Annotated in this window: 32 protein-coding genes and 1 tRNA gene; 5 read left to right on the top strand and 28 right to left on the bottom strand. The window is 52.1% G+C overall.

Annotation, left to right across the window (positions count from 1 at the left end):
* Positions 1–103 precede the first annotated feature (103 nt).
* Positions 104–715, bottom strand: a complete 612-nt coding sequence (locus tag ACT3R7_RS06780) for a flavodoxin family protein (protein ID WP_193092443.1) — start codon at positions 713–715, stop codon at positions 104–106.
* 97 nt (positions 716–812) lie between these two features.
* Positions 813–2612 carry a thiamine pyrophosphate-requiring protein gene (locus ACT3R7_RS06785; RefSeq protein ID WP_193092442.1) on the bottom strand — a complete coding sequence of 600 codons (1800 nt, stop codon included), beginning with the start codon at positions 2610–2612 and terminating at the stop codon, positions 813–815.
* Between the two features lie 328 nt (positions 2613–2940).
* On the opposite strand from ACT3R7_RS06785, the gene ACT3R7_RS06790 reads away from it, so the two are divergent.
* Positions 2941–3678 carry a Crp/Fnr family transcriptional regulator gene (locus ACT3R7_RS06790; RefSeq protein WP_193092441.1) on the top strand — a complete coding sequence of 246 codons (738 nt, stop codon included), beginning with the start codon at positions 2941–2943 and terminating at the stop codon, positions 3676–3678.
* A 375-nt stretch (positions 3679–4053) separates the two neighbouring features.
* On the opposite strand, the gene ACT3R7_RS06795 is transcribed toward ACT3R7_RS06790, so the two are convergent.
* Positions 4054–4272: a hypothetical protein gene (locus ACT3R7_RS06795; RefSeq protein WP_192539949.1), complete on the bottom strand. Its 219-nt coding sequence runs from the start codon at positions 4270–4272 to the stop codon at positions 4054–4056.
* A 253-nt stretch (positions 4273–4525) separates the two neighbouring features.
* On the opposite strand from ACT3R7_RS06795, the gene ACT3R7_RS06800 reads away from it, so the two are divergent.
* Both ACT3R7_RS06800 and ACT3R7_RS06805 read left to right on the top strand, forming a co-directional pair.
* Positions 4526–4735: a hypothetical protein gene (locus ACT3R7_RS06800; RefSeq protein WP_192539617.1), complete on the top strand. Its 210-nt coding sequence runs from the start codon at positions 4526–4528 to the stop codon at positions 4733–4735.
* Between the two features lie 230 nt (positions 4736–4965).
* Entirely contained in the window at positions 4966–5148 is a 183-nt protein-coding gene (locus ACT3R7_RS06805) for a hypothetical protein (RefSeq protein WP_192539616.1), read from the top strand.
* 3 nt (positions 5149–5151) lie between these two features.
* Here the strand turns inward: ACT3R7_RS06805 and ACT3R7_RS06810 are convergent, their stop codons facing one another.
* From ACT3R7_RS06810 to ACT3R7_RS06930, 25 genes are all read right to left on the bottom strand, one after another.
* Positions 5152–6273: a mechanosensitive ion channel family protein gene (locus ACT3R7_RS06810; protein WP_192539615.1), complete on the bottom strand. Its 1122-nt coding sequence runs from the start codon at positions 6271–6273 to the stop codon at positions 5152–5154.
* A gap of 24 nt (positions 6274–6297) precedes the next feature.
* The gene (locus ACT3R7_RS06815; protein WP_192539614.1) at positions 6298–7443 is read right to left on the bottom strand and encodes an NAD(P)/FAD-dependent oxidoreductase; all 1146 of its coding nucleotides are present in this window, start codon (positions 7441–7443) and stop codon (positions 6298–6300) included.
* Positions 7440–8159, bottom strand: coding sequence for a methyltransferase domain-containing protein (locus ACT3R7_RS06820; protein ID WP_192539613.1), 720 nt, complete (start codon positions 8157–8159; stop codon positions 7440–7442). Before ACT3R7_RS06820 ends, ACT3R7_RS06815 begins: the two co-directional genes overlap by 4 nt.
* Positions 8160–8172: 13 nt before the next feature.
* The gene (locus ACT3R7_RS06825) at positions 8173–9219 is read right to left on the bottom strand and encodes a type III polyketide synthase (RefSeq protein WP_417419943.1); all 1047 of its coding nucleotides are present in this window, start codon (positions 9217–9219) and stop codon (positions 8173–8175) included.
* 667 nt (positions 9220–9886) lie between these two features.
* Positions 9887–10198, bottom strand: coding sequence for an addiction module antidote protein (locus ACT3R7_RS06830; RefSeq protein ID WP_018916179.1), 312 nt, complete (start codon positions 10196–10198; stop codon positions 9887–9889).
* Positions 10185–10526, bottom strand: coding sequence for a type II toxin-antitoxin system RelE/ParE family toxin (locus ACT3R7_RS06835; RefSeq protein ID WP_192539611.1), 342 nt, complete (start codon positions 10524–10526; stop codon positions 10185–10187). Before ACT3R7_RS06835 ends, ACT3R7_RS06830 begins: the two co-directional genes overlap by 14 nt.
* A gap of 638 nt (positions 10527–11164) precedes the next feature.
* The gene (locus ACT3R7_RS06840; RefSeq protein ID WP_496198921.1) at positions 11165–11407 is read right to left on the bottom strand and encodes a hypothetical protein; all 243 of its coding nucleotides are present in this window, start codon (positions 11405–11407) and stop codon (positions 11165–11167) included.
* A complete protein-coding gene (locus ACT3R7_RS06845) occupies positions 11407–11700 on the bottom strand; it encodes a head-tail connector protein (RefSeq protein WP_496198922.1) in 294 nt (97 codons plus the stop codon). The genes ACT3R7_RS06840 and ACT3R7_RS06845 overlap by 1 nt, the downstream gene beginning before the upstream one ends.
* Positions 11697–13193: a terminase large subunit gene (locus ACT3R7_RS06850; protein ID WP_496198923.1), complete on the bottom strand. Its 1497-nt coding sequence runs from the start codon at positions 13191–13193 to the stop codon at positions 11697–11699. The genes ACT3R7_RS06845 and ACT3R7_RS06850 overlap by 4 nt, the downstream gene beginning before the upstream one ends.
* Positions 13190–13651 (bottom strand): hypothetical protein, encoded by a 462-nt coding sequence (locus ACT3R7_RS06855; RefSeq protein WP_496198924.1) that lies wholly within the window; start codon positions 13649–13651, stop codon positions 13190–13192. The genes ACT3R7_RS06850 and ACT3R7_RS06855 overlap by 4 nt, the downstream gene beginning before the upstream one ends.
* A gap of 63 nt (positions 13652–13714) precedes the next feature.
* Entirely contained in the window at positions 13715–14026 is a 312-nt protein-coding gene (locus ACT3R7_RS06860; RefSeq protein WP_496198925.1) for an HNH endonuclease, read from the bottom strand.
* The gene (locus tag ACT3R7_RS06865) at positions 13998–15161 is read right to left on the bottom strand and encodes a phage portal protein (RefSeq protein WP_496198926.1); all 1164 of its coding nucleotides are present in this window, start codon (positions 15159–15161) and stop codon (positions 13998–14000) included. Before ACT3R7_RS06865 ends, ACT3R7_RS06860 begins: the two co-directional genes overlap by 29 nt.
* Positions 15158–15679, bottom strand: coding sequence for an HK97 family phage prohead protease (locus ACT3R7_RS06870; RefSeq protein ID WP_496198927.1), 522 nt, complete (start codon positions 15677–15679; stop codon positions 15158–15160). The genes ACT3R7_RS06865 and ACT3R7_RS06870 overlap by 4 nt, the downstream gene beginning before the upstream one ends.
* Before the next feature lie 2 nt (positions 15680–15681).
* A complete protein-coding gene (locus ACT3R7_RS06875; RefSeq protein ID WP_496198928.1) occupies positions 15682–16899 on the bottom strand; it encodes a phage major capsid protein in 1218 nt (405 codons plus the stop codon).
* Between the two features lie 402 nt (positions 16900–17301).
* On the bottom strand, positions 17302–17703 hold the full coding sequence (locus ACT3R7_RS06880) for a hypothetical protein (protein WP_496198929.1): 402 nt from the start codon (positions 17701–17703) through the stop codon (positions 17302–17304).
* A gap of 44 nt (positions 17704–17747) precedes the next feature.
* Complete coding sequence (locus tag ACT3R7_RS06885; protein ID WP_496198930.1) at positions 17748–18038, bottom strand: helix-turn-helix domain-containing protein; 291 nt, start codon at positions 18036–18038, stop codon at positions 17748–17750.
* A gap of 4 nt (positions 18039–18042) precedes the next feature.
* A complete protein-coding gene (locus ACT3R7_RS06890; RefSeq protein ID WP_496198931.1) occupies positions 18043–18462 on the bottom strand; it encodes a hypothetical protein in 420 nt (139 codons plus the stop codon).
* The gene (locus ACT3R7_RS06895) at positions 18452–18757 is read right to left on the bottom strand and encodes a hypothetical protein (RefSeq protein WP_496198932.1); all 306 of its coding nucleotides are present in this window, start codon (positions 18755–18757) and stop codon (positions 18452–18454) included. The genes ACT3R7_RS06890 and ACT3R7_RS06895 overlap by 11 nt, the downstream gene beginning before the upstream one ends.
* A complete protein-coding gene (locus tag ACT3R7_RS06900) occupies positions 18754–18990 on the bottom strand; it encodes a hypothetical protein (RefSeq protein ID WP_496198933.1) in 237 nt (78 codons plus the stop codon). Before ACT3R7_RS06900 ends, ACT3R7_RS06895 begins: the two co-directional genes overlap by 4 nt.
* A complete protein-coding gene (locus tag ACT3R7_RS06905; RefSeq protein ID WP_496198934.1) occupies positions 18987–19196 on the bottom strand; it encodes a hypothetical protein in 210 nt (69 codons plus the stop codon). The genes ACT3R7_RS06900 and ACT3R7_RS06905 overlap by 4 nt, the downstream gene beginning before the upstream one ends.
* Before the next feature lie 272 nt (positions 19197–19468).
* Positions 19469–19684: a helix-turn-helix transcriptional regulator gene (locus ACT3R7_RS06910; protein ID WP_496198935.1), complete on the bottom strand. Its 216-nt coding sequence runs from the start codon at positions 19682–19684 to the stop codon at positions 19469–19471.
* 95 nt (positions 19685–19779) lie between these two features.
* Complete coding sequence (locus tag ACT3R7_RS06915) at positions 19780–20433, bottom strand: hypothetical protein (protein WP_496198936.1); 654 nt, start codon at positions 20431–20433, stop codon at positions 19780–19782.
* Positions 20430–21656 (bottom strand): tyrosine-type recombinase/integrase, encoded by a 1227-nt coding sequence (locus ACT3R7_RS06920; protein WP_496198937.1) that lies wholly within the window; start codon positions 21654–21656, stop codon positions 20430–20432. Before ACT3R7_RS06920 ends, ACT3R7_RS06915 begins: the two co-directional genes overlap by 4 nt.
* A 162-nt stretch (positions 21657–21818) precedes the next feature.
* Positions 21819–21909: transfer RNA gene (locus ACT3R7_RS06925), tRNA-Ser, on the bottom strand.
* A gap of 58 nt (positions 21910–21967) precedes the next feature.
* Positions 21968–23674, bottom strand: a complete 1707-nt coding sequence (locus ACT3R7_RS06930) for a potassium/proton antiporter (RefSeq protein WP_193092359.1) — start codon at positions 23672–23674, stop codon at positions 21968–21970.
* 151 nt (positions 23675–23825) lie between these two features.
* Between ACT3R7_RS06930 and ACT3R7_RS06935 the strand changes: the two genes are divergently transcribed.
* Both ACT3R7_RS06935 and ACT3R7_RS06940 read left to right on the top strand, forming a co-directional pair.
* Complete coding sequence (locus ACT3R7_RS06935) at positions 23826–24956, top strand: ABC transporter substrate-binding protein (protein WP_496198938.1); 1131 nt, start codon at positions 23826–23828, stop codon at positions 24954–24956.
* 12 nt (positions 24957–24968) lie between these two features.
* The gene (locus ACT3R7_RS06940) at positions 24969–26372 is read left to right on the top strand and encodes an exonuclease domain-containing protein (protein WP_496198939.1); all 1404 of its coding nucleotides are present in this window, start codon (positions 24969–24971) and stop codon (positions 26370–26372) included.
* The last annotated feature ends 13 nt before the right edge of the window (positions 26373–26385 follow it).

The following is a 26385-nucleotide window of genomic DNA, read 5'->3' on the forward strand; positions in this document are numbered from 1 at the left end:
CCGTGGAACTAGGTCCGTACAAACAGATTCTTACAAAGTGGTTCGTATAAACAGGTTCGTACAAACAGATCAGTGAATGAAACATCAACAGTTCTTTGAAGGACTAGCTCTCTTGCTCAGGATACTGGCTTTGCTTTAATAACGTGGCCAAGTGGGTGCAGTTAAGTGCTAGCGCTTTCGTCGCGCTCTGCGTGGTTTCTGGTGCTTGGTCTAAATCTTTGTAGTCGTCCCCCTGCATGGCTTCACCCACCCAATAGGTACAGGCATTCGCAGGTATGGTAAAACCAACGTCGTTCAAGCCCTGGAAGAGTTCGGCGACGATGTGATGGGCACCATCCTCATTACCTACTACCGCCACACCCGCGACACGGCCATAAGAGACCATTCGTCCCTGATCATCCGTTTCCTCAAGAAAAGCATCAAGCCGTTCAAGTACACGCTGGCAGATGCTCGAGTGATGCCCTAACCAGATGGGGCTACCCAAAATGAATATATCGGCATCCAGAATCTGCTTGCGTATTTTAGGCCAATCGTCGCCCTCACCTTCATCAGATGTCACACCAGGCTTGATATTGAAGTCCGCGGCCCGAATCTGCTCACCAACAACACCATGGCGCGCAAACTCTGCCAATATCTCGGATATAAGCCGATCACAGGAAGACTCAGCAGGTGATGCTTTAAGCGTACAATTGATAGCCAGCGCTTTTAAAGGCATAGGGTTCTCCTTCTACACGTTAAGGGCGTTCATGCTATTGGGCTATGCCGACTTGTAGATGCCGCCTTGTAGATAAAGGCGGCTTCGCCGACAGGTGTTAATGCTTGCGCAGTTTGGGGGTTATCTGTCGGGCGAACTGTCGAAATGATGCTTTTATCATACCCACAGCATCCGGATCGCCATGCAGTAGCGCCGACATATAGGCCTTTGCCTGTTCGGGTTTGATATGCGGCGGAATTGGCGGAACATCAGGGTCAGTGAGCACCTCAAGCACTACCGGGCGGTCGGCGCTCAAAGCCAAATCCCAGGCATTACCCAGCGTCTCAGGGTCGCTGACCTTAATGCCTTTAAGCCCGATGAGCTCGGCATACTCAGCATAGGGAAAGTTGGGAAGATCCTGTGAGGCTTCATATTTCGGATCACCTTCCATCACACGCATTTCCCACGTAACCTGATTAAGGTCCCGGTTATTGAGCACCATGACGATCAAGCGTGGGTCAGCCCACTGCTGCCAATACTTGGCAACGGTAATTAGCTCCGAATTACCGTTCATCTGCATGGCACCATCTCCCACCAGGGCAATAGCCACCCTCTCGGGGTAGGCGAACTTGGCGGCTATCGCGTAGGGGACGCCATTCCCCATGGTGGCAAGCCCACCCGAAAGCGATGCCATCATGCCACGACGCAGTTTGAGATCGCGTGCGTACCAGTTGGCAGCAGAACCGGAATCACTGGTAAGAATGCAATTATCCGGCAGGCGTGGCGACAGCTCCCAGAAGACTCGCTGCGGATTGACCGGCTCAGCCGCCGCCATGGCGCGCTCCTCAAGCACCTCCTGCCATTGGCCCACGCTCTTTTCAATATCTTCACGCCAGCCACGATCAGTTTTCTGCTCCAAATAGGGTAACAGCGCCTGCAGAGTAGCCGCGCTATCCCCTACAAGATTTACTTCCATGGGATAGCGCATGCTTACCTGGCGACCATCAATGTCGATTTGCACACCTCGTGCCTGGCCTTCTCCAGGCAAGAATTCCGAATACGGAAAGCTTGAGCCAATCATCAATAGCGTGTCGCAGTTGGCCATCAACTCCCAGCTTGGATTGGTACCCAATAACCCAATGGAGCCGGTAACGAAAGGTAAATCATCGGGAAGCACGGCAAGGCCCAGCAACGCTTTAGCGACACCGGCTCCCAGCCTTTCAGCGACCTGAATAACCTCATCGGTCGCATTCAGCGCCCCGGCGCCCACCAGAATCGCTACTCTCTCCCCCTCGTTAAGTACCTGAGCTGCCTGGCGAAGGTCATCGTCGTACGGAACCGTACGCGGCCTAGAGTAGCCGACGCCCGAATGTATCGTGCCGTGAGCATGAGCGGGCTTTTCAACTGCTGGCTGAGACTGAAGATCATTGGGAATAATGATAACCGTTACGGTACGCTCGGCTAAGGCAATACGTATGGCGCGGTCAACAAGGTGGCGGATCTGAGCTGGGCTTGTCGCCATGTGGACGTATTCATGTGCGACGTCCTTAAATAGTGACACCAGGTCGACTTCCTGCTGGTATTCACCCCCCAAGGCAGCACGCGCCTGCTGCCCAACGATAGCGACAACGGGCTGATGATCTTTCTTGGCGTCATAAAGACCATTGAGCAGGTGAATGGCTCCCGGTCCTGATGTCGCGGTACAGACGCCGACCTCTCCGGTAAACTTGGCATGGGCGCACGCCATAAAAGCGGCCATTTCCTCATGGCGGGCCTGCACGAACTCAAACTGGTCACCTGCTCGGTTCAGCGCCCCCATGATGCCGTTGCTGCCATCTCCCGAATAACCAAATATGCGTTTTACGCCCCACTCACCTAATCGTTGGACTAAAAAATCACCTACCAGCTGCTTACTCATTCAAGCCTCCATGGCAAAGCTTCGCTTTAGCTCATCACTGCCTATAAATTTTACTAGGCATATAGGTATAGATATTGATCTCCGTAAAGGTCAACTGAGTAACGCGACTTGTTAACTATTATTATGCTCTGATTTTATTTTTATCATGTTAGATAACAAAGCTAGAAATTTTTCCACCCAAGAGATTAATAATAAAAGTCATGGCCACAAACGTAAGCAAGCTAATAGTCAATATCAATTAAAATAATAGATTAAAACCATTAATAAATATCTATCTTATCGTAATAAAACTACAATAAATATAAAATTTATTTACTGGGAGATTTCCTTGCTCACAAATCTCATAAAAAAATTAGAAAATTTTCAACTCTGCACTTCTGAAGAGGTCAAAGCTTTAGAAAGTTACATCACGCCTGTCCGTATCCTTAAAAAATCAGAAGACCTTATACAAGAATCAGATAAACCTTATGAAGTTAATATTTTGCTCGAGGGCTGGGCCAGCCGGTATAAAATCACCGATGCGGGTAAGTATCAGGCGCTAAGCTTTTTAATTCCCGGCGATGCCTGTGATGTGCATATTACGCTCATAGACCGCATGGATCATTCCATATGTGCTGTTATCCCCTCAAAATTCACCTCGATTCCTCAGCATAAAATTGAAGAAATGTATGCATTGCAGCCCAGGCTTGCACGCGCCTTTTTCTGGTCCATGCTGGTAGATGAATCAACCTTACGTGAATGGATAGTCAATATCGCAAGCCGGCAAGCTGATCAACGTATGGGGCATTTATTTTGCGAGCTGCTTATTCGCTCTCGTGCAGCAGGTCTAACCACTGATCATGGCTTTGTTATGCCCCTTACCCAGCAACAAGTTGGCGAAGCTATGGGTATTACGCCCGTTCATACCAACAGAGTGATTAGCAAGCTACGCCAAGAAGGATTGATTTCGTGGGAAAATAAATTTCTAAAAATAAATGATTGGGAAAAGATGAAAAAGTTTAGTGATTTCGATGCCAATTATTTACACTTGGACAAGGCAGATCCAAGTTTGGCCAATGAGGTTTAAGCACTACAACACCATTAAAATAATAAAAAACATAAGCATTACATTTAACACCATTCATATTTTAACTTATATAAAACATGTTTTATTAACTCATAGCAAGAAGCCCGACCAGAGGCCGGGCTTTAAGGTTGCATCCTTGTACACTACGCAGGCTTCCTGCCTGCCCATCCTTAGGGAGTCATCCTAACTCGCTATTCCTTGCTGAACGTCCTTGCCCAGTGAGTAAAGATTGCCAGCTTACCGTTGATTTGTAAGTAACATAGTATAAGTGATAGAGCGATATCACTAATTACTCTACTAAGCCGACATTTAGATAAAAAAATGCCAGCCTTAAAGGGCTGGCAACGAGAATAGGTAGGTTCACAGGAGGATCAATCACACATCATGCTTATCACCGGTTATTCCATCAGTAAATTTCCGAAGCCCCTTTTCAATGGGATGCTCATCTTCACTGGAATCATCCTCAGCGGATCGAGGCTCCCCTCCATAAAGTTCGGCACCGCATGAGCTGCACGGATGGTCATGGGGAACTTCGGCCTCAGCTTCAGGCACATACTCATGACCGCATTTTTGGCATGTTACAGGATGTTTCATAGCAGTCCTCCTTACTCAACATGTCTATTAGGTATCGTATAAACAGATAAGTTCAAAGATAATATTAAACAAATAAAAGCCGCGATTTTTAACTTTTTTTATTAGCGACTAGCTTCCTAAGCTTATTAACAAATTTAAATACTAGTCAAATCATGCCTTAAGGTTAAGAATATTCATACAAAAAATACTTCTCTAGAGCCTATAGTAGCGGGATATTACACGCTGAGCCCCCTCAGCATGACGGAGAGAAGCCATGATTGCTGTTCACCAAGGTACCGGAGTGGAATTCTCAGCCATTTATCGCCGACTGGTTATTAATCAATTAATTAGGCGGCTTGAGCTTTTAGAAGCTGAGAAATACGAGCTTGCGTCTGCAAATCAATTGCTCGCCGCTGAAAACGCTAGGTTAAAAATTGAGGTCGCCTACCAAGCGAATCAGCTAACCAACTTAAAAATCGTATAGCCTCTCTCTTCAAATAATACGCCAGCAGCCTTTAGCTCAACGCTAAGGGCAGTCCCTGCTCGGCAAGGCAAAAATTTTGCCTTTCTATCCCGGCTAGCTCCACAGGAACTGGGGGGAAAGACCGAGCGTCAAAAAAACGAGTAGAGTATTTAACCCATCTTGAGTAGCTAAGCTATAGTTTCAAGGTAAACACGCGTGCACATCTCATCATCAAGAACTAGGAGGTTCGTATGAGGAAATGGATCATGTTGGCGCTCATCAACTGGCTACGCAAGCCAGCCAACCGTCAGAAAGCCAAGGACGCTTGGAACAAGTACCGGGGAAATAGCACACAAAGACGTTCATCGAACCGGCCGCGCCCCACGCCACGCAATTCACCAATGCATCGCTCCGACAACACGTTTGATCACTAAACATTAATGCCCCGCCTGCGAAATGGCGGGGTCTTTACCCGGCCAGCTTCCATCAGGCAAAGGAACCTCATCGAGAAACTCAAGCGCACGTACCGGCATGGCAAACTTGATTTCCCTTTTATCCAACGCTTCCAGTAGAGAGAAGTTAATCGCTTGCTGGATGTCCATATAAACGTTGTAGTCCGCGCTCAACACATAATAGACGACCTCGAATTTCAACGCGTAATCAGCAAACGCGCTTAAATGCGCACGATCAAAGCGGGTCTGATGTATTGACTCGATTACTTGTCTGACCAACAGTGGGATCTCACGCACTTTATCAATCGGCGTTCGAAACGAGATAGCCATACTGAACACCACCCGCCGCTCATTCATCCTGCTGTAATTATGTAGGGTTTGCTGGAGCAGCTTGGTATTCGAACAAATGATCTGCTCGCCACTCAAGCTACGGATACGCGTGGTTTTCAGGCCAATATATTCAATCGTTCCGGCAATATCATCGAAGACAATAAAGTTGCCCGTGGTAAACGGCTTATCAACCCCAATTGAAGCAGAAGCGAACAAATCACTCAGCAGTGCCTGCACGGCAAGAGCAATCGCTATGCCCCCAATCCCCAAGCTTGCTACAAATGCGGTAATGTTGATGCCCAGGTTGGCTAGAATCGACAACAGCACAACGGCCCAAAGGATGATGCGAAACGTCAGCGCGACCATAGTCACAGTGAGCTGATTATCCTGGCCAGCCTTGTCACGGATGGTTTCTTCTTTCCATAACGTAATAGCAGCGCCAACCCATAAACCGAACTGCAGCGCCAGCACCAAAAACCATAAATGGCTGACTCGATCTTCCCATTCCGGCCCCAAATCAACGACGGCCAAGCCAATTTGTAAGGCCATCGCGGCAATAAGCAGACGACTGGTATGCCTGAACACTTCGATACCATAATGGCTCAGGCGCCCTTTCCTGTGTGTTAACCAGCGGGTAAGGCGAGCAATAATTGAGCTCATCAGTATTCGCAGCGCAAAGTAGCTGACAATAGCGATGCCGATGACTAAGACGAAGTTCAAAAAGATAGGTTGAGATACCCACTCTTCCCATGAGCGCCACAAATCCCAATCAAACATGTATCACTCCTTTGTCTGAGGCTCTTATTGCATACGATTGGATTGGCCAACCCGCGTCCGATGTATCATTTCACGCGTTAGCCCCGGCCATAGCCGTGCGCAAGCGAAGGCCGTCTTGCGTCCCAAGCGATGGGACAGCACACCGGCAAGCCGTTCGGCATCCCGTACTGGTTGGGTTAAATCGTTAAAGGCTAGGCGTTGATACGTTCTGGAATCGCCACCAGAAGCGTGAATGTGGGCGGCAAGTAAAGCGGTGTGCAAGGCAATGGCAATTCCATCGCCTGCAAACGATGGGATCACCGCGGCCTGGTCCCCCAGCGAGAACAGGTTGGGCACCGCGTCATCGGGTGAATGGATATACCCATAAGGAATCCCGGAGACAGCCAAAGGTTCACACCAGCAGGGCGTTAACGTGGCGAGGCGCTGCTTCATATGGGATGAAGTACGGCTAAGCCGCTCGAGTATTCCCGACCAACTACCGCCGCAGGCTTTATATATGTCCTGGCTGATCAAAAAGCAGAGATTAATATTCCCATTCTCTATCGGCTCCAGGCCGGCGTAACCGCCATTGAACAAATGAATTTCAACGGTGTTCCTCCATTGATCCTGATGCAATACGCTGGGGCTAAAGTGCATCTTAAGGCCAATCATGTTTTGGCGATGGGACTCTTTTACATTACGTTTCCAATGGCGCAGTTCATGCTTTCCACTGGCCAGAAACACCGTTTTTGCTGAAAACTCCATGCTGGCTGGCCTTACACTCGACTGGCTACTGGCAACCAATCTCCAGCCATCATCAGTGCGAGATAACTGCCTAACCACCGTACCTAGCGCAACGTTTGCACCCGCACGTTCCGCCTGCTCTAATAAGGCCGAATCCAGCAGGCGCCGTGAAAGGCTCCATGCAGTTAACGGCAAGTCGAAGATGAGCTCGCTTTCGCCATTATAAAATCGCACATGACGAATAGGCTCAGCTCCTAACGCCGCAAAATTCAACCCAAGCTCTTCTAGATGTTGGGCGGCTTCATAGCTGATAAATTCGCCGCAAACTTTATGATGCGGGCCCGGTTTGCGCTCCAGAAGGCGCACCGGTATGCCTTGCCTGGCTAATTTAATCGCCGCTGCCGACCCCGCTGGCCCGCCACCTATGATTACCGTTTCATCGCTCATTGGATCGGTGCTTCCTTGTTACAGGAGACGCACAAGCGGAAAGGAAAAAACCACTGAACTCGCACATCCCCATCAAGCCCCGCTTCATCAATTAGGCGCCGCCAATCGGCCACCGTTAACGCACGTGCCACTGATACAGCGGCGTCATTACGGATTAATCGATTACGGCTGAAGAGTGCGGTGGCCGCTTTGATAAAATAATAGGGAATGGGATGCCGATGCAGGTCGTTAATAAACCACCCCTTACTCGCGTGGCCGTCCAGCCAGCGCAGAAAATCCACGATCTGGCTATCGGCAAGGTGATGGGTGAATAATGACGAGATAACGAGGTCGATGGGCTCATCGGGTTCGAAAGCAAACACATTTGCAGTTTCATAACGTATAGCTGAAGGCTGCGGCCAGGATTCCGCGGACTTTTTTGACCATGGATTCAGGTCAACACCGACCATACGGTAACCGGAATTCGGCGTAACACGAGCAGGCCATTTTTTGGCGATCTGGCGCAGCATGTCCCCACCGCCACTGGCCACATCTAGCACAAAAAGACGTTTATGGTTTTCTATCCAAGGGCGAAGCCATTGTAGGGTGGGACGATAGGCCAACGTGAGATGATTGATACGCTCAAGGCCTTCAAGACAATCATGAAATTCTTCAAACGAGATATCGGCATCATCCATGAGTTCCTTCTCATCGCTGCGTTGACTGAAATCCGGCATAGCTTCTTTATCCCTAAAGAACGAATCGCATACTTTCAACCGTGAGCCCAGGACCAAACGCCATTGCCAAGCCGGGGCCTGTTTTTTTTGGGTTATTCAACATCTCCTGAAGCACGAACATGATGGTGGCCGAGGACATATTGCCGAACTTCCTAAGCACCTCTCGCGACTCTATAAGTGCTCGCTCTTCAAGCTCTGCGCCTGCCCTTACGGCATCCAGCACCGTACGCCCACCGGGGTGAATGGCCCAGAGCGCAATATCACTGTGCGTAGCGCCGTCCAACAGCGTATTCATTACAAGCGGAAGATTGTTGGCGATGGCACCCGGCACCTTGCCGGATAAGTGCATATCAAAACCTTGGTCGCCGATATACCAGGTAATTAACGCTTCGGTTTCTGGCAGCACATCCGAGTTAAAACTCTGTATTTCAAGGCCAACTGGATTTGCCGACACGATACTTGCCGCACAGCCGTCAGAAAAAATAGCGAACGATAAAATCTCTTCGAGCGTTCCCGCAGGCTTGAGATGCAACGTGCAGAGTTCAAGGTTGAGCAACAGCACCTTAGCGTGTGGCTCCGAGCGAACAATATGCCGAGCCAGCTTGAGCGCGTTGATCGCGGCGTAACAGCCCATAAAGCCAACGGTGGTGCGTTCAATACCCGCAGGCAATCCGTAATGTTTGATCAATTGAAAATCCAACCCCGGCGCATAGAAACCAGTGCAGGTTGTGGTAATTAAATGAGTGGTGCCGGTTAGATCAAGCTGGTCTAGGGTTCGCTTTGCCAAAATGAAAGCGAAGCGTTCATAAAATTTCATGCGTGCCTGAGTGCTGGGAAAAGCCTCATTTTGATAAAAATCTGCCGCATCCAGCTTATCATCATCTACATGAGGCTGAAGAAACGAATACCTATGCTCTATCTGTGAGCGCTCAGCCATCCGCTGGAACACTTTAACTGAACGCATATCCGGCAAAAGCCGTGGGGCGTAATCGACAAACTTGCTATGTATATCAAAGTCTGGGACAGCACAGGCAATGCTATTAATATAGGTCGGATTCATTTTTCCTAGCTCCTCACTACCTAGTACTGCTTGATTTTAGGTAAATAAGCTCTATTGATCACCGCGATTATTTTTTAACTAAATTTAGAAAAAAGCTCAAAAGCTATGCTCGGCTCCACGAGGAAACCGTGCATTTAGCTAAAAATAGAGCTTTTAGAAAACCTAGTTAAAGATGACAGGTATTGAAACACTCAGTGGCGTTATACAGCTCTCCAGGCTGCTTAATTAATAAAAGTGATCTATTAATACGTCGTGATAAGTCAGCGCTTGCATACAAGACTGCTCTTGATGCTTGATACTGAGCAATAAAGAATGAATGAAAGGAGTGATTCTATGCATGCTCCTATTAATCAAGTAGCTATTTACTGGCGCTTCTCACTGCGCCAGAAGATAATCGAGCATTCTCAGACACATTCTGGACACAGTGAACGACCGGTGCATTCTATAGAGGAGATATTGGGAAAGAAGCGCAGGGCCTAGAAACGAAAAAAGCCCCCTGATAAATCAGGGGCTTTTCGAGATAAGAGGCTGATGAGCAGTCCGCCAACGGTGTTTTAAATTCAACAACTTATAATGTAGTTATATTTTCACCCAACATCCCACCCAGCATAAATACAGGTGCTTGTGTGCGCTTCGATGCGACGCTATGCTCGTCTTTTTGGTGGCGTTAACTTGCTGGCGCTTGATGAGTAAGATCGTGAAAGTTAACGCCTGTGGCTTTAATCACCGCGGTCATAGTTCGTAGTGTTGGGTTGCCCTTGGGGGATAAGGCGCGGTAAAGGCTTTCGCGTGATACTTTGGCACGTTCTGCTACCAGCGCCATGCCCCCTTGAGCTTCAACGACATGACGTAGCGCCATTAGGAAGGCTGACTCTCCCCCCTCTTCGTCCAGCTCATCAAACGCTGTTCGCAGGTAGTCCAGAGCCATACCGGGGTCAGTGCGCAGCATCTCAATAACGGCTTCATCATGACTTTTCATGACGTGTTCTCCTTTTGTGGTCGGCCAAAAACGCTTTTGCCTGTTCGATGTCAGACTGCTGGCGCTGTTTGGTACCACCTATTAATAACATTACCAAGCGCGCCCCTACCTTGGCGTAGTAAACGCGGTAGCCAGGACCATAGGTAATGCGTAGCTCCCATACTCCATCACCTACTGTCTTGGTGTCGCCTGCATTACCCGCTGCCAGCCGGTTAAGGCGTGTTAGTACCCGCATAGTGGCTTGACGATCTTTAACCTTCGTAGCATCCAGCCAGGCTTGAAAAGGGTCATAGCCATCAGCGGTAAGGTAGTGGGTAAGTTCAGTCATATGGCCATTGTAGCTTAAAAGCTACAATCTGGAAGAGATTGCGTGACTTTAAGCGATTGAAAAAACTCAAACGACAATTGCCTTTTTATTAACGAATCCTTAGTCGCTGATTTTTCAATTTCGCGGGTATGAAAATAAAGCGGTGGGAACGGTGTCCGATCGACCGCTCCCTGGTGGAATCGACTCCTCCTACCATCCATGATGCAGCCTGCCAAAATTTCCGGAAAAAGGTTCCTTATTTCTCCCGCATAAAAAAAGGTTTGAGGGTGTGGTATCCGGTTTTATTGAACCACTACAAAACCACTACAGGCAGCATCTGAATGAAAAGCGGCTATCACCCCTCTCATGGGCGTGCATGCATGAAGAATTTATCGGAATTTAATCTGAAGGTGAGTAAAAAGAAATCTAAAAAGAGAGGCAGCGTCCAGAAAGGCTCAGTTCTGCTCAATGAGAGCCAAAACCAAAATATGAGCTAGTCAAATTACAGGCACAAAAAAGCCGCTGTAATCAGCGGCTTATTCGTAATAGGTGGCGGAGGGACAGTCTCTCACAAAGCACCCTACTAGCAGCTATACAGCGGGATTTAAAAATTATATTTATCCCTTGTGCCCCCATATATGCCCCCCTAAATAATGGTGTCACCAAGCACCACGGTAAAGCTCAAATTTATTCGGCGGACAGCCTGGGGCCAAGTCGGTATCGATCGCATCCTCTAGCGCATCTAGCCGTTGGTGCAAGCGCTCAATTGCTTGGACATCCTGACGACGCATTGCCCAAACTAAGCGACGGTTTAGACGTTCGCGCTCCTGCTCTAGCCGGTCGGTGCGATATTCGTCGGCGGGACGTTCGCTCCACGCAAACTCGTTTTTAAGGTTGCCCATCAGAACACCTCACTTGACCGATACGGGTTTAGCAATAGCTGGAAGGTCGGGTTCTGCTGAAAGCCGCCTGCTCCTGTAATGGCTTGGCGCTCTCTATGCTCGAATAGATCGCCCACTAGCAGCAAAACGGCAGCGCGTACCGGCGCGGGCATCTGTTCAGGAAGGGCTTCGCCTAGGTATTCGGCTATGTAGCCCTCAGCGGCCTCAATTATTCCGGTAATCAAGCCGTTTTCAGCGTCGTCTTCATCCATTAGGCGAAGGTGGGCTTTAGCTTCTTCAAGTGAAACGCTCATACGAATAGCACCTCGGTCTCTATGGTGGTCGGTTCTTCGGCTGATTGGGCGGCGCCCATCGCCATCGCTAAGGCTTGAATGCCGTCAATGCGTCCGGTACGTCGTGACTTGTCCAGCTTGCGAGCGCCAGCCGGGTCGGTGACGGTGACAGCGTTGGCGGCACACATCGTTAGAACGGGGTGATTGCCGTGGGCTATGCGACCGTTCAGCATTTCTGCTTCGAGCGCGTCCAGTGCTGGGGCCATATCGCGGAAGCCTTGCCCGTGGGGCATCAAGGGAAGCTCTACCCCAAGCCGCTCAAGCTCCTTTCTAAAAATGTCGATGCGCCAGCGGTCAAACGCCAGGGCGTGAAGATCCACATCTTGAAGTATCTCTGCCAGGTCGGTGGCCACCGCCTCATAGTCCACCGTGGCCCCTGGGGTGGTGCGTAGGAAGCCAGAACGCGCCCACACGTCATAGGGCGCCCGGTCTGTCTTGGCACGATCGAAAATGCCTTGCTCTGGCGTCCAGAAGTACGGCTGCACCTGCCAGACGCCTTCCACCTTGCCCACCAGTACCAGGGCGGTTAAGTCGGTACGGGCGGATAGATCCAGCCCACCAAACACCGGCCCATCGAACGGCACCGGCTCGGCGGCGCAGTCTGCCCACACGTCCGGACTAATGAACGGGCTATCAAGGCTGACACGCTGGTTTAGCAACAGGTTGCGGGCGCTATTGGACATGCTCGGCATTCGCTCGGCCTGAGTCATTAGCTCCCGCATATCGTCTTCACTGCGGAATAGCCCTAGCGCGGGATTAGCGGCGCGCCATGCCTCAACATCCATTAGATCGCAACCATCGGGCGCGGTGTACAAGTGGCAGACCGTGCGCGGATCCTTGGAGCGTAGCGCGTCGTCTATCCATTCACTGAGCAAATCGGCATCGTTGGCCGCCTGGGTGCTGATCGTGATTATCAGCGGGTTTTCGTGCGCACCTTGGCTGGTGGTGATCGCGTCCACAAAGTCAGATTGTGGCCCGCGTACCTGCCCCACTTCATCCAGAATGGCCAACACGGGGCTAAGGCCGTGGGCGGTTTTTCCATCGGCTGCCAGTGCCTTAAACTCAGTGTTCATTGTCAGGCCAATAAGCCGCTTACCACTAGGCACAACGCGAACGATCTTGGAAAGCTCGGGCGACATCTGCACCATCTTTGATGCCAAGTTAAACACCAACGCGGCTTGATCGCGGCTCATCGCACCGCTAACAAGCTGGCTGTTTTGTTTGACTTCTGGACCCACCAAATGCGCCAGTAGTAGCGCGGCGATAAGGCCGGTCTTGCCGTTCTTGCGGCCCACTGACAGGATGGCGCGGCGGGTGCCGGCGGGATTGTCGTAAACGTCGATGATGAATTGTTTCTGAAACTTAGCCAGCACCATCGGCTTACCCACGCCAGCGCCCTCAGGCGTTACACAATACCGCTCGATAAACTTAATAATGCGCTCGGCGCGTGTCATTGCAGTGTTCTCGGTATCAAGCCGTCGTCATCGTCAACGCCTTGGCGCGCATCGCGTTCTAGGGCGGCGCTCTTGTTAATATCCTGGGACTTGCCGACCACGCTGATCGTGTCGATTTTCAGTTGGCGAGCCATGGCCAGGGCGCGACGGCTCGTCTTATCCAGCAGCGTGCAAGCGGGATGTATCTGGTCACCTAAGATCATGCCTTGGCTATCGATCAACTCTTCTAGCGCGGCAATGTCGCCATAGGCCCGGGCAAGTTGGCCCGCCAATATCAAGTCGGCATCCGTCCAGGTATCACGCGCTCTAGCGGTCACAATGGCGGCCCACACCGGTCGGTCACTATCACGCAGGCGAACACAAGCCGGAGGTGCTAAAGGCTCCATGGTGGCGGCCTGGGCGGCGGTTATGGCCGCCTTGGCGCTGTCAGATCGGTGGCGTCGGGCTGTTGTTTTCATGGCAGTTAGCAATAAAAACGAGGTGAGGGGGCGGTGTCTGCCGCCACGGTTCCTCGTGATTTTTTAGCGATTCCAATGGTGATTGGGGTCAATGGGTCGGCCACTGGTGTCGCATCCCGCCAGCACCAACTCCCCGCCACTCATCTCGGCGCGGGTCTTTTGGCTGTGGCACGGGTGGCACAATGGCTGCAAGTTCTCTCGGCGGTTGTCGTCTGAGTAATCGCCTTCACCGTTGATAATGTGGTCAACATCGGTGGCAGGCTCCACCAGCCCAAGCGCTGCGCAGTGCCTACACAATGGCTCTTCTGCTAGCACCTGGGCACGCAGGCGCGCCCACGCGGCGCTATTAAGCGGTAGGTGCCTGAGCTTCTTCATCGTCGATACCGTCAATGGTGGGCAGGTTCTCCAGGCGGCGTACCTCACTGCGCAGCATCCACCCATCGGATATGCCACGCTCGTAGAACTGTGAGCGCTTGAGGCTATCGCCACGCAATAGCCCTTCAACGTTGTGCTCTGCGTAGAACGTCACCGGGTCATTGATTAGGGCGCGGTTAATCGCCTGCTCCCACATCACCAAGTGACGGCGTAACGTATGGGTCACAAAGTAGCGCCCAAGCTCTACGGCGTTGGAGTAGTTAGCCTCTCTCAGATCGCCAATAAGCACCGGCGGGACACGGAACAGGCGGGCTACTTCTTCCACGCTCATACGGCGTGCCTCTATCCACTCAGCATCCTCAAGCGTCATGCTCACGGTCTTAAACTCTGCCCCACCAGGTAGCACGGCTGTCTTGCCGTGGTTGGCCACGCCTGAATGACCAGCGTCCCAACTAGATTTTATGTCTCTCGCCTGCTGTGTGGTGGTCGCTGGCTGCGTCTGAATGATGCCTGACAGCTTGGTACCCTGGGCAAACATACGCTCACCGTGGGTACGCTCTGCCAGTGCTAGCCCTACCGTGTCCCGGCACACCTCAATAGGCGTTCGGCCCATCAGTCCATCATCACTGTGGTAACGCAGGTGAAGCACCTCAGACGCCAATAGGCGGCGGCGCTTGCCGTGGCGGTCTGTCACCTCATAAACCAACTTATCATCTTGAGTGATAAGCACGTTCACGCTGTCGGGATGTAGTGCCTTCAAGCTGTCGATGCGCCCGGCGGCATTCCACTTGATTTCTGCATAGGCATTGCCACGTAACAGAACATGCCGTTGAAGCATTTCCCGAAACTCTAGCGCGGTCTGGTGTGGGTTTGGTTCTGAGTGCAGTAGCTTGAACAGCGGATGCGTTCGCGCCTTCTCACGCCCATCGTCGGTGCGTCGATAGATGTCTAAGGGAAGGCTGGCCACACTCTCAGAAATAGCCGACACAGCAGCATAGACAGCGCTGATACCTTCGGCGCTTTTCGGGTTCACGGCCACGCCCGCCACGTCTTGCGCGGCGGCGAAGCGGTTCCAATAGGTGTCGTAGGCGTCGGGCTCGGCCCGCTTCTCGAACAGGCGCTTAAATAACTTCACTGGCAAGCCTCCACGTATAGGCGAGCAAGCCGGATCCCTAAGGGCTGGCTGGCGCGCACTTGCACGCTGGTGGTGTCATAGGCCGGTGACGCGGTGATGGTTACCTCGATCAAGTCCACGTCCGTCAGCTCACGCATGGCGCGGCCTTCACGCTCTGACCACGCATCGCTCACCGGTAGGAAGCCAAACGAACAGCCAGCAACGTCGCCACGCTCCACCAGGTGGGCCAAGTCACGGCCCAAGGTGGTGTCGGGTAGGTCGATCTCGAAAGATAGCCCTATAGCATCCTCAGACAGCCGCAAAGTGCCCGCGCCTAACCGTCCCAGCAGTGCGCGCCCATCATGCTCATAAATGGCACGTATGTTTTGGGCGCCAGCACTGGCAAGCGTGCGGGTGAAGGCGCCAGCGCGTACCACCTCGACAAACTCCCCCAGATCGGTGGATTCATCGAAGCGGGCAACGTAGCCGGTCAGCTTGCGGCCTTTGGGCCTCAATTCACTGCTAGCACGGCGTTCCATGGTTATGCGCCTGGGGTGGCGACAATGAAGCCTTGCGGGTGGCGTAGAGCCACATCACAGGTAGCCATAGCGCGAACCTGAACACCACCACGGCTATAAGCCGGTTCAGCGTAGGGGTTCACCAGAATGTCAATCTCTGACCAGATACCTAGCAGCACTTGCGAGAAGTCGCCAAAAAGCAGCGTACTAGCGGGCATCTGGTTGGTAGACCAGTAAGGCTTATCATCCATCATGCCGTTTTGCAGCAGGAAGCCTGAGCCAGAACCAACCACCTTTTCAGTGCTGCCCAACGTGGTTTTTACGCCTGGGGCTGATAGCCATGCCGCCCCTTCCAGGTTCTCAAGCTCCAGCATTTCAGACAGGCCAAGCACACCAGCCCACGTGGTGGGAATGTCCGCCGTCTGAATGCCCGCCGCGCCAATAATACCTTGCGGCTCACCTGCAGCGCCGGTACCGTTCAGAATCGCGTTATCAATCTGCTGGGCAATCAAGGCGGAAAGATCGCCGCGCACTAGCTGTTCAATATCGGGGCTGGATTGCTGGATAAGCTGGCGGCTCATTTCAGTTTTACCGCCAACGTGCTTAGGCGACAGCTTCACTTCACCAAAGCTCATTTCGCCTTCGGGTACCGCCCCGCCTTCCGTTACCCATCCAGTAGCTAAGCCGCTGCCGTACTTCGGAATGCTCACATCGCCAGAAAGCCCCGACAGAATGCGGATACCAAGACGGCGGGCAAGCAAGCGATTGCGTAGCGCGTCAATGTATTGGTCTTGGCGGTGAACGGTCGGGGTGATCTCGCCAGCGGTGCCGGTCGTGTTGGCGCGTGTTTCTAGTGCGGCCATCGGCACGAATGCGCCTTGAGCCTTGCGACCACTGCGGCGTTCGGCTTCTTGGGCGTATTCAGCTTCTACACCGTCCAGGCTTCGGCCTTCCATCTGGGCACGCATAACCTTCATCACGCTGACCTGACGCGCCATCTTGTTAAAGTCTGCGCCAGCATCACCGTTAACCGGTGCGGCTACGCTACGGCGTTCGGCTTCGGCTAGGTACTCTGCCCGTTCTACCTGACTAGCCAGGGCGCGCTCCTCTGCTTTCAGCGTCTCAAACTGCTTAGCTTCATCGGCTGACAGATCGCGGCCTTCATCGGCGGCTTTGTCGATCATGCCTTTCATTTGCGCGACCTTGGCGCTTCGCTGCTCACGTAGTGCTGATACTTTCATTTTCGTTACCTTGTCGGTTGGTCGTCTGGTGGTGTCGCTATAACACTCAGCCCGTAAATGCAATGTTATAACATAACTGTTTATATAACCATCACTGTACTTGCTTACAAGGGGTACGCTTATTGCTCACGCCTTGTGCTGCTCTCTATGCTGTGTTCCCTGCCAAAAGCCCCCTAACGTGGTAACTCTAGAAGGGTGTTCAATTATTGAACCCGGTAAAAATCGAAATTACGGGGTAAGGGTTCAATTTTTAGCCCCTTATTTAGAGCAAAATGCCAGCTATATAGATAAGGGTTCAATTTTTAGACCTATAGGGTTCAATTTTTGAACCCGGTTAAAATCGAATGGCTGTTCAATAAAAAAACCTAGATACAAAAAAATCCCACCGATTGGTGGGACTTCTTAGCCTCTCGATAACTTGCGTCTGGGAATGATGGTAGGCGGCATTTCTAGGTCTTTACCTGGGCAATCGTCTATGGTCTGCCACGTTAGAGCGAATAAAGCACAGCGCGCCCCTTCTCTGCCGTGACGGTTCTCCCGCGTCTTAACGATCAACTGGCGTTCTTGTAGCTCACGCAGTGACTTAGCTAGCGTTGCCTTGGCCATGCCGCCCCAGTCCTCCATCATTGAATGCGTGGCGGACAGGTCACCATTATTGCGCCCGTTGTACTGGCTTCCCAGCACCATCAGCACCTTCAATGCTGACGGTGACAGCTCTCGAAAGTCTCGCTGTTCCATAAGCAGTTTGGGCAATGCGAGAAAGCCGCCAGGTGTCGCCACGCTGTCGCGCTTCTTCCTGGGCATAGCGTCCTCCAGAAGCGGGCCTCACACTGAGGCCCGCTGATTAATCACTGCGCTTGAATTAGGCGATACCGCTTAATCGTCTTACAGCGAGCGTTCTGGTTTGGGTTGGGCGCTTCTACCGTGTCGATCGGAAAGCCTTTCTTTTTCAGATCGCGCACCACGGCGCGCGCATCGGCCAGTGGCAACAAGTGTTGAAGCTCAAAGGCGCTTGCAGGGTGCTGGCGCAAAACCTCTAGCACCATACTTTGCTGAGTGTTAGGCTTTATGACGCAAAACGGCTTTGGATGATCGGCGCGGCTCCCCTCAGGGCCGCGCTTTTTAATTAGCTCGTCCATGGGTCTATACCTCCCCTTTTTCGGCTTCTAGCTGCTCAATCGTCTCCTCAAGATCGTCCGCTGAGTCGATGAAGTATTCAGCCCTATCTTTAGCCAGTTCATGGCCCACGCAAGCCAAGCGCTTCGCTACCGTGTCGAACGGATCTTTCTCAATCATTACCTCAATGGCTTTAAAAATTGCTTCCAGCTTTAACAAGTCTTCGCCGGCAAGCGTCATTTGCTCTAACTGCTGGCTGTAGTCGTCAATCACGGTTTGGGTTGTACGGGGCATGGTGGCACCACCTTTTTGCAAAGCGTCTTCAATCATCAGGGCAAACTGAGCTAGCGCAGCGGGGTTAATATTCTCTTCGCGGCCCTCGGCGGTTGCGGCTTCTTCCCGCATTGTCCGGAGGATACCGGTTAGGAATAGCCAATTAATTTGCATGGCTACCTCCGTCACAGTTTCCACCATCAGCAACGTTGGCGTTCGCCTGCCGCACTGCGTTATGACTGGCTTCCATGCGGGACTGTAGCTCGAGGATGATTTCAGCACGGGTGCAGGCATGGTTTGATAGGTGCTTAATGGCCGTAACCATACAGCCACGGTTAAAGCGGCCCATCATTTGCGCTTCGTCTTCGCTACCTTCCTTGCTGCCATCTTGCTCTAACATGCCTGCCAAGCCGCTAATGGCCGCCGTCATGTCTTGGAGATCTTCGGCGTGTGTTTGGACGTGGTTCATGACGCCACCCCCTGATCTTGCAAGGCTCGATCAGCAGCATCCAGGGCGTAGTAACCGCGGTTGGTGAGCTCCTCAATAGCGGATAGAAGGTGGCCAATATGATTATCGCCAAGAGTAACTGTTTCGCCCTCGCTACCTTTGCGGCATAAGTCTTGCTGGATAATGGCAGTAAGGCCGCTAATATTGCCCAGCAGGTCTTCTAATTTGTCGAGGTGGGGCTTAACGCGGCTCATGCCACACCCCCTGCGCTGCGCTTAACAGTTGCCAGGGCGCGGGCTTCTAGCAGCTCGGCTTTTTCAATGTGGTGGTTATAACGCTTTAGGCGAGTGCTGGCGCTGCTATCAGCAAACAAGGCGCTTTTGGCCATTGCACGGTGGGCAGCGGCGCGGCCTGATAGGCTGCGGGTAACAAGACTTGATAGGCGGAATGATGCCGTCATTGGTGAGACTCCTTTGTGATCGGAGTCGTCCCCGGCTGCGGCCAAGCAACGGATGGGGGCGACTGTACGCAGGTTGGCCGACCGGTCACAAAGGAAACCGGCACACCCGAAAGTGTCCCACGCACAGCCGCCATAACTGACGGGCATAAAAAAAGCGCCGTCATTTGGGGCGCTGGTGCGCCTTTGTGATTGAGACCGGCCAAGGTCTGTAGTTGCTGACGATTTTGCGCCAGCAAACAGAGCATAGGGGAACGTACGGGATAAAGTCAACATCAAGCGGCCCCCTTCTGCTGGTGGGCGCACTCGATGCGCTGCTGGATCCACTGGTCTATCTCATCCTCGACCCATGCCACTGAGCGCGGGCCAATCTGGACAGACTGGGGAAAAGTGCCGTCTTTCATAAGGCGGTATAGGGTAGAGTTTGCTAACGCAGTGCGCGCCAGCACTTCACGACGCTTGATTAAGGTCTTTCGGTTGGCTTGGCTCATATAGGGTCACCCTGGCTGTTGTGGTACGAACAGGAACAGGATGTAGTAACGGCGAGTTCTAAACACGGGCACATTTTTTGGAAAATCGTAAAATGTTACCGCCCGCTTGTAAGTCTCCTAACCAGCCTATCGTCAATTCCCTCATCATCGAACAGAACTGAGCTAATCACAGCAATATCGACCTTAGTAAACATGCCGTGCTCGTTCATATAAATAATGAACCAAGCCCTAGCAGACTTTTCATCTGCTGGTTTTTTCAATATCTGGGGTTCAGTACAATCACATTTAACCTGATCTAGGTAATGTTTTAGCGTATCCGAAAGACTCCAGCCAAGCTCATCCGTGGCGCTCTGCGCAAGATTCATTTTTTTAAAATATTCTATTGTGTCCGAGCTTTGTGGCGCATCAATTTCAAATTTATTAGCGATTGCATTAAAAGCCCCCATCAAAACGTGGTCTCTAATAGGAAAACCCCATTCGTCCATTGAGCGCGGCCCCTCGTCGGCAAGGTCAATGAGCTGGTTTAAAGTCTTTTCAAACTTCAAAAACCAAGCGTCTCGAGCTGCTTGCGTTTTTTGATCCCAAGCATCACGCTCAATCGCCCTACTAAATTCATCCGAGATTAACCCTAAGGTACTTTCGTCAAGCCGGATAGATAAACCTTTGCAGCGCTGGTCTGTTGCTAAACTTTTTATTTTTTTCAGCACTCCATCTGGCAAGCTCCAATTATCAAAATAATAGCTAGTCACACAATCCCCCTGATCGGCACCACATTTTGCGTGCCTTCGCGTAGCGCATCCAGGTAGTCGGCCCACGCCTGCAACATAGCGCGGCGTTGCTCTAAAAACGCTGTACGGTTATAGGCGCGGCCATTCGCATCTTTCACTGAGTGCGCGAGCTGTTGTTCAATATGAGCGGGCGGATAGTTCAGCCGCTCTTCAAGCACCGTGCGTGCCATGGCTCTAAATCCGTGTGCCGTCATCCTGCCCTTGTACCCCATACCTGCCATGGCGGCGGTAATGGCGTTTTCGCTCATTGGTCGTTCGCGGCTTCGGGCACCTGGGAACACATAGCGGCCACGCCCGGTAAGATCGCTTAACTCGGTCAACACTTCCACGGCTTGAGTAGCCAACGGCACAATTAGGGGCGCCCCGTTTTTGCTCGGGGTGAATTTCCACGTTGCTTCTTCCAGGTTGATCGCGCCCCACTCAGCGCGGCGAAGCTCACCAGGGCGCACGAATACCAACGCGGACAACTTGAGCGCGGCCAGTGTTACCGGCTCGCCGGTATAGGCATAAATGGCGCGCATCAGCTTGGCAATTTCGTCGGGTTCAGTAATAGCGGGATGGTGCTTTATCTGCGGCGATTTCAACGCGCCTTTTAGGTCGGCCGCGGGGTCACGATCGGCGCGCTCTGTCGCAATGGCATAACGGAAAATCATACTGGCCAGGGTACGCACACGCTTGGCGGTTTCGAGCTTCCCCTGCTTTTCGATCTTGCGCAGGCAATCAAGTAATTCAGAGGCGGTGATCTCAGCAAGCGGGCGGTTGCCCAATATCGGCAGCAAGTGGAGCTCTAAACGGCGCTTATCATGCCGGTAGTGATCGGGCACCACCTTGTCATTGTGGATCTCTAACCACTCAGCCGCTAACGCGTTAAATGTATTGGCGGCAGCCACCTTGCTAGCACGGCGTTCAGCTTTTCGCTCTGCACTAGGGTCAATCCCCTGGGCAAGCTGTCGTCGGGCGTCCTCTCGCCTTTCTCGCGCCTGGGCCAAAGTAGTCTCTGGGTAGATACCAAGCGCCAGCCGATTCTCTTTTCCATTGAAACGATATTTCAAACGCCAATACGTGCCACCGCTTGGGGTTATCTCCAAATACATGCCGCCTCCATCGGCTAGCTTATAAGCTTTTTCCTTCGGCTTGGCATTGCGCACAGCAGTAGCGGTCAGCTTGTTGGTGGCTCGGGTCATTGGGGGCACCTAAAAACGTGATTTTGGCTTATGCCCCCACTTATGCCCCCTCAAAAGGTAAGATGTCAAGGAACAAACAGAACGTATAGAACGCAAAAAAGCGCCCTAAGGCGCTTCGTTGCTGTGTTTCTGGTATCTCTGAGAACACCTGAAACTATATTGTGGCGGAGGGACAGGGATTCGAACCCTGGGTAGGTTATTCACCTACGCCGGTTTTCAAGACCGGTGCATTCAACCGCTCTGCCATCCCTCCGGCTTATGGGTGCGTATATTAACAGTATTCCCTTGGAAGTCAACACCTTCTAGCGAAATCAATACAATCGAAGGCCCACACGGGTAATCGTACCCTTCTCCATATCGCTGACGACCCAGTGAATGCCGTGCCAGTCGACATCATCACCGATGACCGGGTGCCCGCCTACGCGCAGGGCCACGAATTCGGCCAAGGTCATGTCATGCTCGCCGGGGCTTAACGTTAAGCCATAGGCTTGAGCGACATCCAGCATCTGTGCGCTACCTTCGAGCGTAAACGTGCCGAAGAAGGCGCGCTCCTGCTTGAGCTTGGCATCACCATTAAACAAGCGGTTTAGCGCGTGAAGATCTTCCGTGCGCCCAATGACACAAATGACATCTCCCATTTTTAACCGGGTGCTGCCTTTGGGGTGGAGCATGGCGTGATTACGAAACAGCGCTGAAATCAGCGCGCCCGAAGGAAAGCGCAGCAGTCGGATGGGGACATCTTCAAGATCCCGATTCTCGACCATATAGACAAACATTTCAAAATCGTTATCTGGCAAGATACCCAATGGCCCTCGGCGGTTGGGAGTCGTGCCCGCCGGCACTTCCACTTTTAGCCAGCGCGCCATAAGCGTCAGCGAGCCGCCCTGTATCAAGAGCGACATCAATACAACGGCAAAGGCGACATTAAAATAAAGCGAGGCATTCTCTACCCCACCGATAACCGGAAAGATGGCCAATACAATAGGTACTGCCCCTCTTAACCCCACCCAGGCAATAAAGAAGGTTTCCCGCCAGCGGAATTTGAAGAACGGCTTGATCGCGATGAGTACCGCAAGTGGGCGCGCGATAAAAATAAGCGCCAGCGCCACTAAGCCAGCAGGCAACGCCACATCCCACAGTTGGCTAGGCGTCACTAAAAGCCCCAATACCAGAAACAGACCGATTTGGCTTAACCAGGCCAAGCCATCGTGCACGGGGAGAATAAAGTTAAGGTGGCGGCCAGGCTGATTTCCAATCATGAGGCCCGCTAGATAGATCGCTAAAAACCCGCTGCCACCCAGCACGCTGGTTAACCCGAACACGCTAAAGCCCAAGGCCAGCGCCAGCATGGCATAAAGGCCCGGCGCCAAATCCAGCCAGCGCAGCAGTTTTGCGCTTAACCAGCCGCCACCCAGTCCGACAATCAAACCGATACCAAACTGTGAAATAAAGAAGATGAGGGTTTCAACAGGCCCACCCATGTCGCCGACTAATAGCTCAACCAGCATCAAGGTAAGGAAGATGGCCATCGGGTCGTTGGTACCGGACTCAATCTCAAGCGTGGCCCCTACCCGCTCATTGAGATTCACGCCGCGCCCACTTAACATTGAGAAAACGGCGGCGGCATCGGTTGAGCCCACAATCGCGCCTACCAATAGCCCTTGCACCAGGCTTAAATCGAACACCCACATCGCGATCAAGCCCACGATCGCACTGGTTATGAACACCCCGAAGGTGGCAAGCGAAAGCGCTGGTTTAAAACCCACCCGGAATGTTTTAAGCCGCGTGCGCAAGCCACCATCAAGCAGGATCATGGCCAGCGCCAGGTGTCCGATAGTGAAAGCCATCGCGTAATCATCGAAGACGACCCCCAGCACCCCCTCTTCGCCCGCCAGCATGCCCAGGCCCAGGAAGATAAGCAGCAACGGTACACCGACCATTGATGATAGGCGACTCGCTAATATGCTGAGCGCCATTAAAGAACCGCCTACTAAAAAGAACGTATAGATCGCGTCCATGTCTCTCCATCTCTACATCAATGCCGCGCTATTATTACACGCCACCGTTAATTTTACTGCGTCAACTCAGCACGCTAACGCGATAAGGGGCTGGTCATCCACGGATTGACAGGGCTAAACTCCGCCGTCTAGATATCAGGAGTGACCGATTATGTTGCACTGCCTTTCTCGTTATGGGCATTCACGTTTATTCATGGTGACGTTTTGTTTATTGTTCTTATTTTCATCGGCTTACGCAGAGGAAGCCAATACCCAAGATGAACAGCCAGTGCTCTCTTTGGAAAGTGATATTCAGTTCCTTGATACACTTTCGCCACTTACTGACAGCGAAGTAAGCGATGAAGTGCCCGCGGCCGTTATCTCATTGCCACCGCCACTTGAGCCACCGCCGCTTAAAAGCATCTCGGTAATGCTCGACTGGTATTTAAGCCCACAACATGCCGCCTTGGTGGTCGCCCAAGAGCGCGGCTTATTTACTGCGCAGGGTTTTGATGTGGAACTACAAACGCCCGCCGACCCCACTATCGCTATCAAGCTGCTGGCCGCAGGAGAAGTTGATTTAGCCCTCACGCGCCAGCCGCTTCTACATTTGCTTGCCCATGAGGCTATGCCCATCACGCGTATTGCCACACTGATTGAGACGCCTTTAAACGCCGTGATTGTAAAAGGCGAGGCTCAGCCTGAAAATATAACGCATCTTTCAGGGCTGCATTATGGGTACTCCACCCGGGAAGGTATCGATATTATGCTACCCGAGCTTGTACCGCGCTCGGTACGTCAGACCGACGCTTTCTTATCTCCGCAAAGCGTATATTTTAATCCCGTCAGCGCATTCGATGAAGGAAACATCGACGCTATTGCCGATGGCTTTTTTCATTTTTTACCTCAACAGCTAGCCGCTAACGGTATTACCACGCACACCGTGCGCTATCATGACTTAGGCATCCCTCGTCATGACGGCCTAATTATCATCGCCAACAGTGATTCGTTGGCGAAACAAGCCAATACATGGTCACGCTTTTTAATTGCCCTGGATGAGGCAAGCGATTGGATCGTGGAAAATCCAAGTCAGGCCTGGCAGCTATTAACGGATGCTCACCCAATACTTGATAACCCCATCAATGCCGACGCCTGGCAGGATATTTTACGCAGAATCGCGTTAAGTCCTGCGGCACTGGATACCCGCCGCTATGCAGCGTTTGAAACTTATCTTCTAAAAGAAGGCCTAATCGACGCTGAACTGCCCATCTCTCGTTTAGCCGTTGACCCTCATACCCTTTAATACAGGAGCGCTATGGCCAGTGCGCTGACAGAAACACCGCTAATCTTTATTGACCTGGAAACCACCGGAACTAGCGCAACGCGGGACCGAATTACTGAAATTGCCGCTCTTAAAATCATTAATGGACATCAGGTAGATAGCTGGTCTAGCTTGATCAATCCTGGTATTAGAGTGCCGCCAAATATCAGCCAGCTAACCGGCATCGACGATGACATGCTCGTCGATGCCCCCTGCTTTGAAGACATTGCCGAGTCGCTGCGCGTTTGGCTGGGTGATGACCACCGCTTGGTTGCCCACAATGCACGCTTTGACTATAGCTTTCTGCGTAACGCCTTTAAGCGCGTAGGCATCGAATATCGAACGCCGATTGTCTGCACGCTGCGCCTATCTCGCCGACTGGCTCCGCTGGAGCAACAGCATAATTTAAAAGCCCTGCTTGAACGCTATGACATTATTAACTCGCGCGCGCATCGGGCAAGTAGTGATGTGAACGCGCTATGGTCACTTTGGCAGGCTTGGCAAACGCACTATGCAGACGACACATGGCAAACCGTACTGACTGAGGAACAACGACACCGCACGTTGCCTGCCCATTTGGATAGCCGTCAGCTGGAAGGGTTACCCGAATCGCCTGGGGTATATTTCTTTTATGGGCATAACCGGCTCCCTCTGTACGTGGGCAAAAGTGTCAATTTGCGCCGCCGGGTATTGAGTCATTTTCAGCGTGACCATCAAGACAACAAAGCGATGCGCCTCGCACAGCAAATTCATCATATTGAGTGGGAAGAAACCGCGGGCGATCTAGGCGCGCAACTACGTGAAGCCCAGCTGGTTAAGTCGATGATGCCGAGCATGAATCGCCAGCTACGCAAACAGCGCAAGCTAACCACCTGGCACTGGCCGTCAGGGGAAAACTACCCCACCCTGGTTAACGGCGACGTGCTGAGCCAACCCACCGACGGGGCGCTCTTCGGTCTTTTTCGCAGTGCCAGAGACGCCAAGGATACGCTGCGTGCAACAGCTGAAGAGCATAAGCTTTGCCTTCAGGTGCTGGGCATTACCAAAGGCAAAGGGCGCTGTTTTGCCCGCCAGTTAGGTAAATGTAACGGCGCCTGTGAAGGCGTGGAGACGTTGCAGGCGCATACCCAGCGAGCCCAGCACGCATTGGCGCAGCTGCAGATTAAGGCGTGGCCCTGGGAAGGACGAATCATAATTCAAGAAAAACCCGAGACGGGTGGGAAAAGCGCCTGGCATGTTGTTGATCACTGGTGCTACCTGGGCAGTGCCGATACGTTTAAAAAAGCTCAACGTCTAACCGGCGCCACCCCGGCTTTTGATATTGACAGCTATCGTATTTTAAACCGTTTTTTACGTGCCCCGGAACAGCACGGGCTGACCGTTAAAACCTGTTACTAACCGCTATGGGTAA

It is taken from the genome of Halomonas sp. AOP43-A1-21, assembly GCF_052376775.1.
GTDB classification, from domain to species: domain Bacteria; phylum Pseudomonadota; class Gammaproteobacteria; order Pseudomonadales; family Halomonadaceae; genus Vreelandella; species Vreelandella colorata.

What these genes read in the sequence shown, in the direction of transcription:
- ACT3R7_RS06780 (WP_193092443.1), bottom strand. Translation starts at nt 715, where the DNA reads ATGCCTTTAAAAGCGCTGGCTATCAATTGTACGCTTAAAGCATCACCT.
- ACT3R7_RS06785 (WP_193092442.1), bottom strand. Translation starts at nt 2,612, where the DNA reads ATGAGTAAGCAGCTGGTAGGTGATTTTTTAGTCCAACGATTAGGTGAG.
- ACT3R7_RS06795 (WP_192539949.1), bottom strand. Translation starts at nt 4,272, where the DNA reads ATGAAACATCCTGTAACATGCCAAAAATGCGGTCATGAGTATGTGCCT.
- ACT3R7_RS06800 (WP_192539617.1), top strand. Translation starts at nt 4,526, where the DNA reads ATGATTGCTGTTCACCAAGGTACCGGAGTGGAATTCTCAGCCATTTAT.
- ACT3R7_RS06805 (WP_192539616.1), top strand. Translation starts at nt 4,966, where the DNA reads ATGAGGAAATGGATCATGTTGGCGCTCATCAACTGGCTACGCAAGCCA.
- ACT3R7_RS06810 (WP_192539615.1), bottom strand. Translation starts at nt 6,273, where the DNA reads ATGTTTGATTGGGATTTGTGGCGCTCATGGGAAGAGTGGGTATCTCAA.
- ACT3R7_RS06815 (WP_192539614.1), bottom strand. Translation starts at nt 7,443, where the DNA reads ATGAGCGATGAAACGGTAATCATAGGTGGCGGGCCAGCGGGGTCGGCA.
- ACT3R7_RS06820 (WP_192539613.1), bottom strand. Translation starts at nt 8,159, where the DNA reads ATGCCGGATTTCAGTCAACGCAGCGATGAGAAGGAACTCATGGATGAT.
- ACT3R7_RS06825 (WP_417419943.1), bottom strand. Translation starts at nt 9,219, where the DNA reads ATGAATCCGACCTATATTAATAGCATTGCCTGTGCTGTCCCAGACTTT.
- ACT3R7_RS06830 (WP_018916179.1), bottom strand. Translation starts at nt 10,198, where the DNA reads ATGAAAAGTCATGATGAAGCCGTTATTGAGATGCTGCGCACTGACCCC.
- ACT3R7_RS06835 (WP_192539611.1), bottom strand. Translation starts at nt 10,526, where the DNA reads ATGACTGAACTTACCCACTACCTTACCGCTGATGGCTATGACCCTTTT.
- ACT3R7_RS06840 (WP_496198921.1), bottom strand. Translation starts at nt 11,407, where the DNA reads ATGGGCAACCTTAAAAACGAGTTTGCGTGGAGCGAACGTCCCGCCGAC.
- ACT3R7_RS06845 (WP_496198922.1), bottom strand. Translation starts at nt 11,700, where the DNA reads ATGAGCGTTTCACTTGAAGAAGCTAAAGCCCACCTTCGCCTAATGGAT.
- ACT3R7_RS06850 (WP_496198923.1), bottom strand. Translation starts at nt 13,193, where the DNA reads ATGACACGCGCCGAGCGCATTATTAAGTTTATCGAGCGGTATTGTGTA.
- ACT3R7_RS06855 (WP_496198924.1), bottom strand. Translation starts at nt 13,651, where the DNA reads ATGAAAACAACAGCCCGACGCCACCGATCTGACAGCGCCAAGGCGGCC.
- ACT3R7_RS06860 (WP_496198925.1), bottom strand. Translation starts at nt 14,026, where the DNA reads ATGAAGAAGCTCAGGCACCTACCGCTTAATAGCGCCGCGTGGGCGCGC.
- ACT3R7_RS06870 (WP_496198927.1), bottom strand. Translation starts at nt 15,679, where the DNA reads ATGGAACGCCGTGCTAGCAGTGAATTGAGGCCCAAAGGCCGCAAGCTG.
- ACT3R7_RS06875 (WP_496198928.1), bottom strand. Translation starts at nt 16,899, where the DNA reads ATGAAAGTATCAGCACTACGTGAGCAGCGAAGCGCCAAGGTCGCGCAA.
- ACT3R7_RS06880 (WP_496198929.1), bottom strand. Translation starts at nt 17,703, where the DNA reads ATGCCCAGGAAGAAGCGCGACAGCGTGGCGACACCTGGCGGCTTTCTC.
- ACT3R7_RS06885 (WP_496198930.1), bottom strand. Translation starts at nt 18,038, where the DNA reads ATGGACGAGCTAATTAAAAAGCGCGGCCCTGAGGGGAGCCGCGCCGAT.
- ACT3R7_RS06890 (WP_496198931.1), bottom strand. Translation starts at nt 18,462, where the DNA reads ATGCAAATTAATTGGCTATTCCTAACCGGTATCCTCCGGACAATGCGG.
- ACT3R7_RS06895 (WP_496198932.1), bottom strand. Translation starts at nt 18,757, where the DNA reads ATGAACCACGTCCAAACACACGCCGAAGATCTCCAAGACATGACGGCG.
- ACT3R7_RS06900 (WP_496198933.1), bottom strand. Translation starts at nt 18,990, where the DNA reads ATGAGCCGCGTTAAGCCCCACCTCGACAAATTAGAAGACCTGCTGGGC.
- ACT3R7_RS06905 (WP_496198934.1), bottom strand. Translation starts at nt 19,196, where the DNA reads ATGACGGCATCATTCCGCCTATCAAGTCTTGTTACCCGCAGCCTATCA.
- ACT3R7_RS06910 (WP_496198935.1), bottom strand. Translation starts at nt 19,684, where the DNA reads ATGAGCCAAGCCAACCGAAAGACCTTAATCAAGCGTCGTGAAGTGCTG.
- ACT3R7_RS06920 (WP_496198937.1), bottom strand. Translation starts at nt 21,656, where the DNA reads ATGACCCGAGCCACCAACAAGCTGACCGCTACTGCTGTGCGCAATGCC.
- ACT3R7_RS06930 (WP_193092359.1), bottom strand. Translation starts at nt 23,674, where the DNA reads ATGGACGCGATCTATACGTTCTTTTTAGTAGGCGGTTCTTTAATGGCG.
- ACT3R7_RS06935 (WP_496198938.1), top strand. Translation starts at nt 23,826, where the DNA reads ATGTTGCACTGCCTTTCTCGTTATGGGCATTCACGTTTATTCATGGTG.
- ACT3R7_RS06940 (WP_496198939.1), top strand. Translation starts at nt 24,969, where the DNA reads ATGGCCAGTGCGCTGACAGAAACACCGCTAATCTTTATTGACCTGGAA.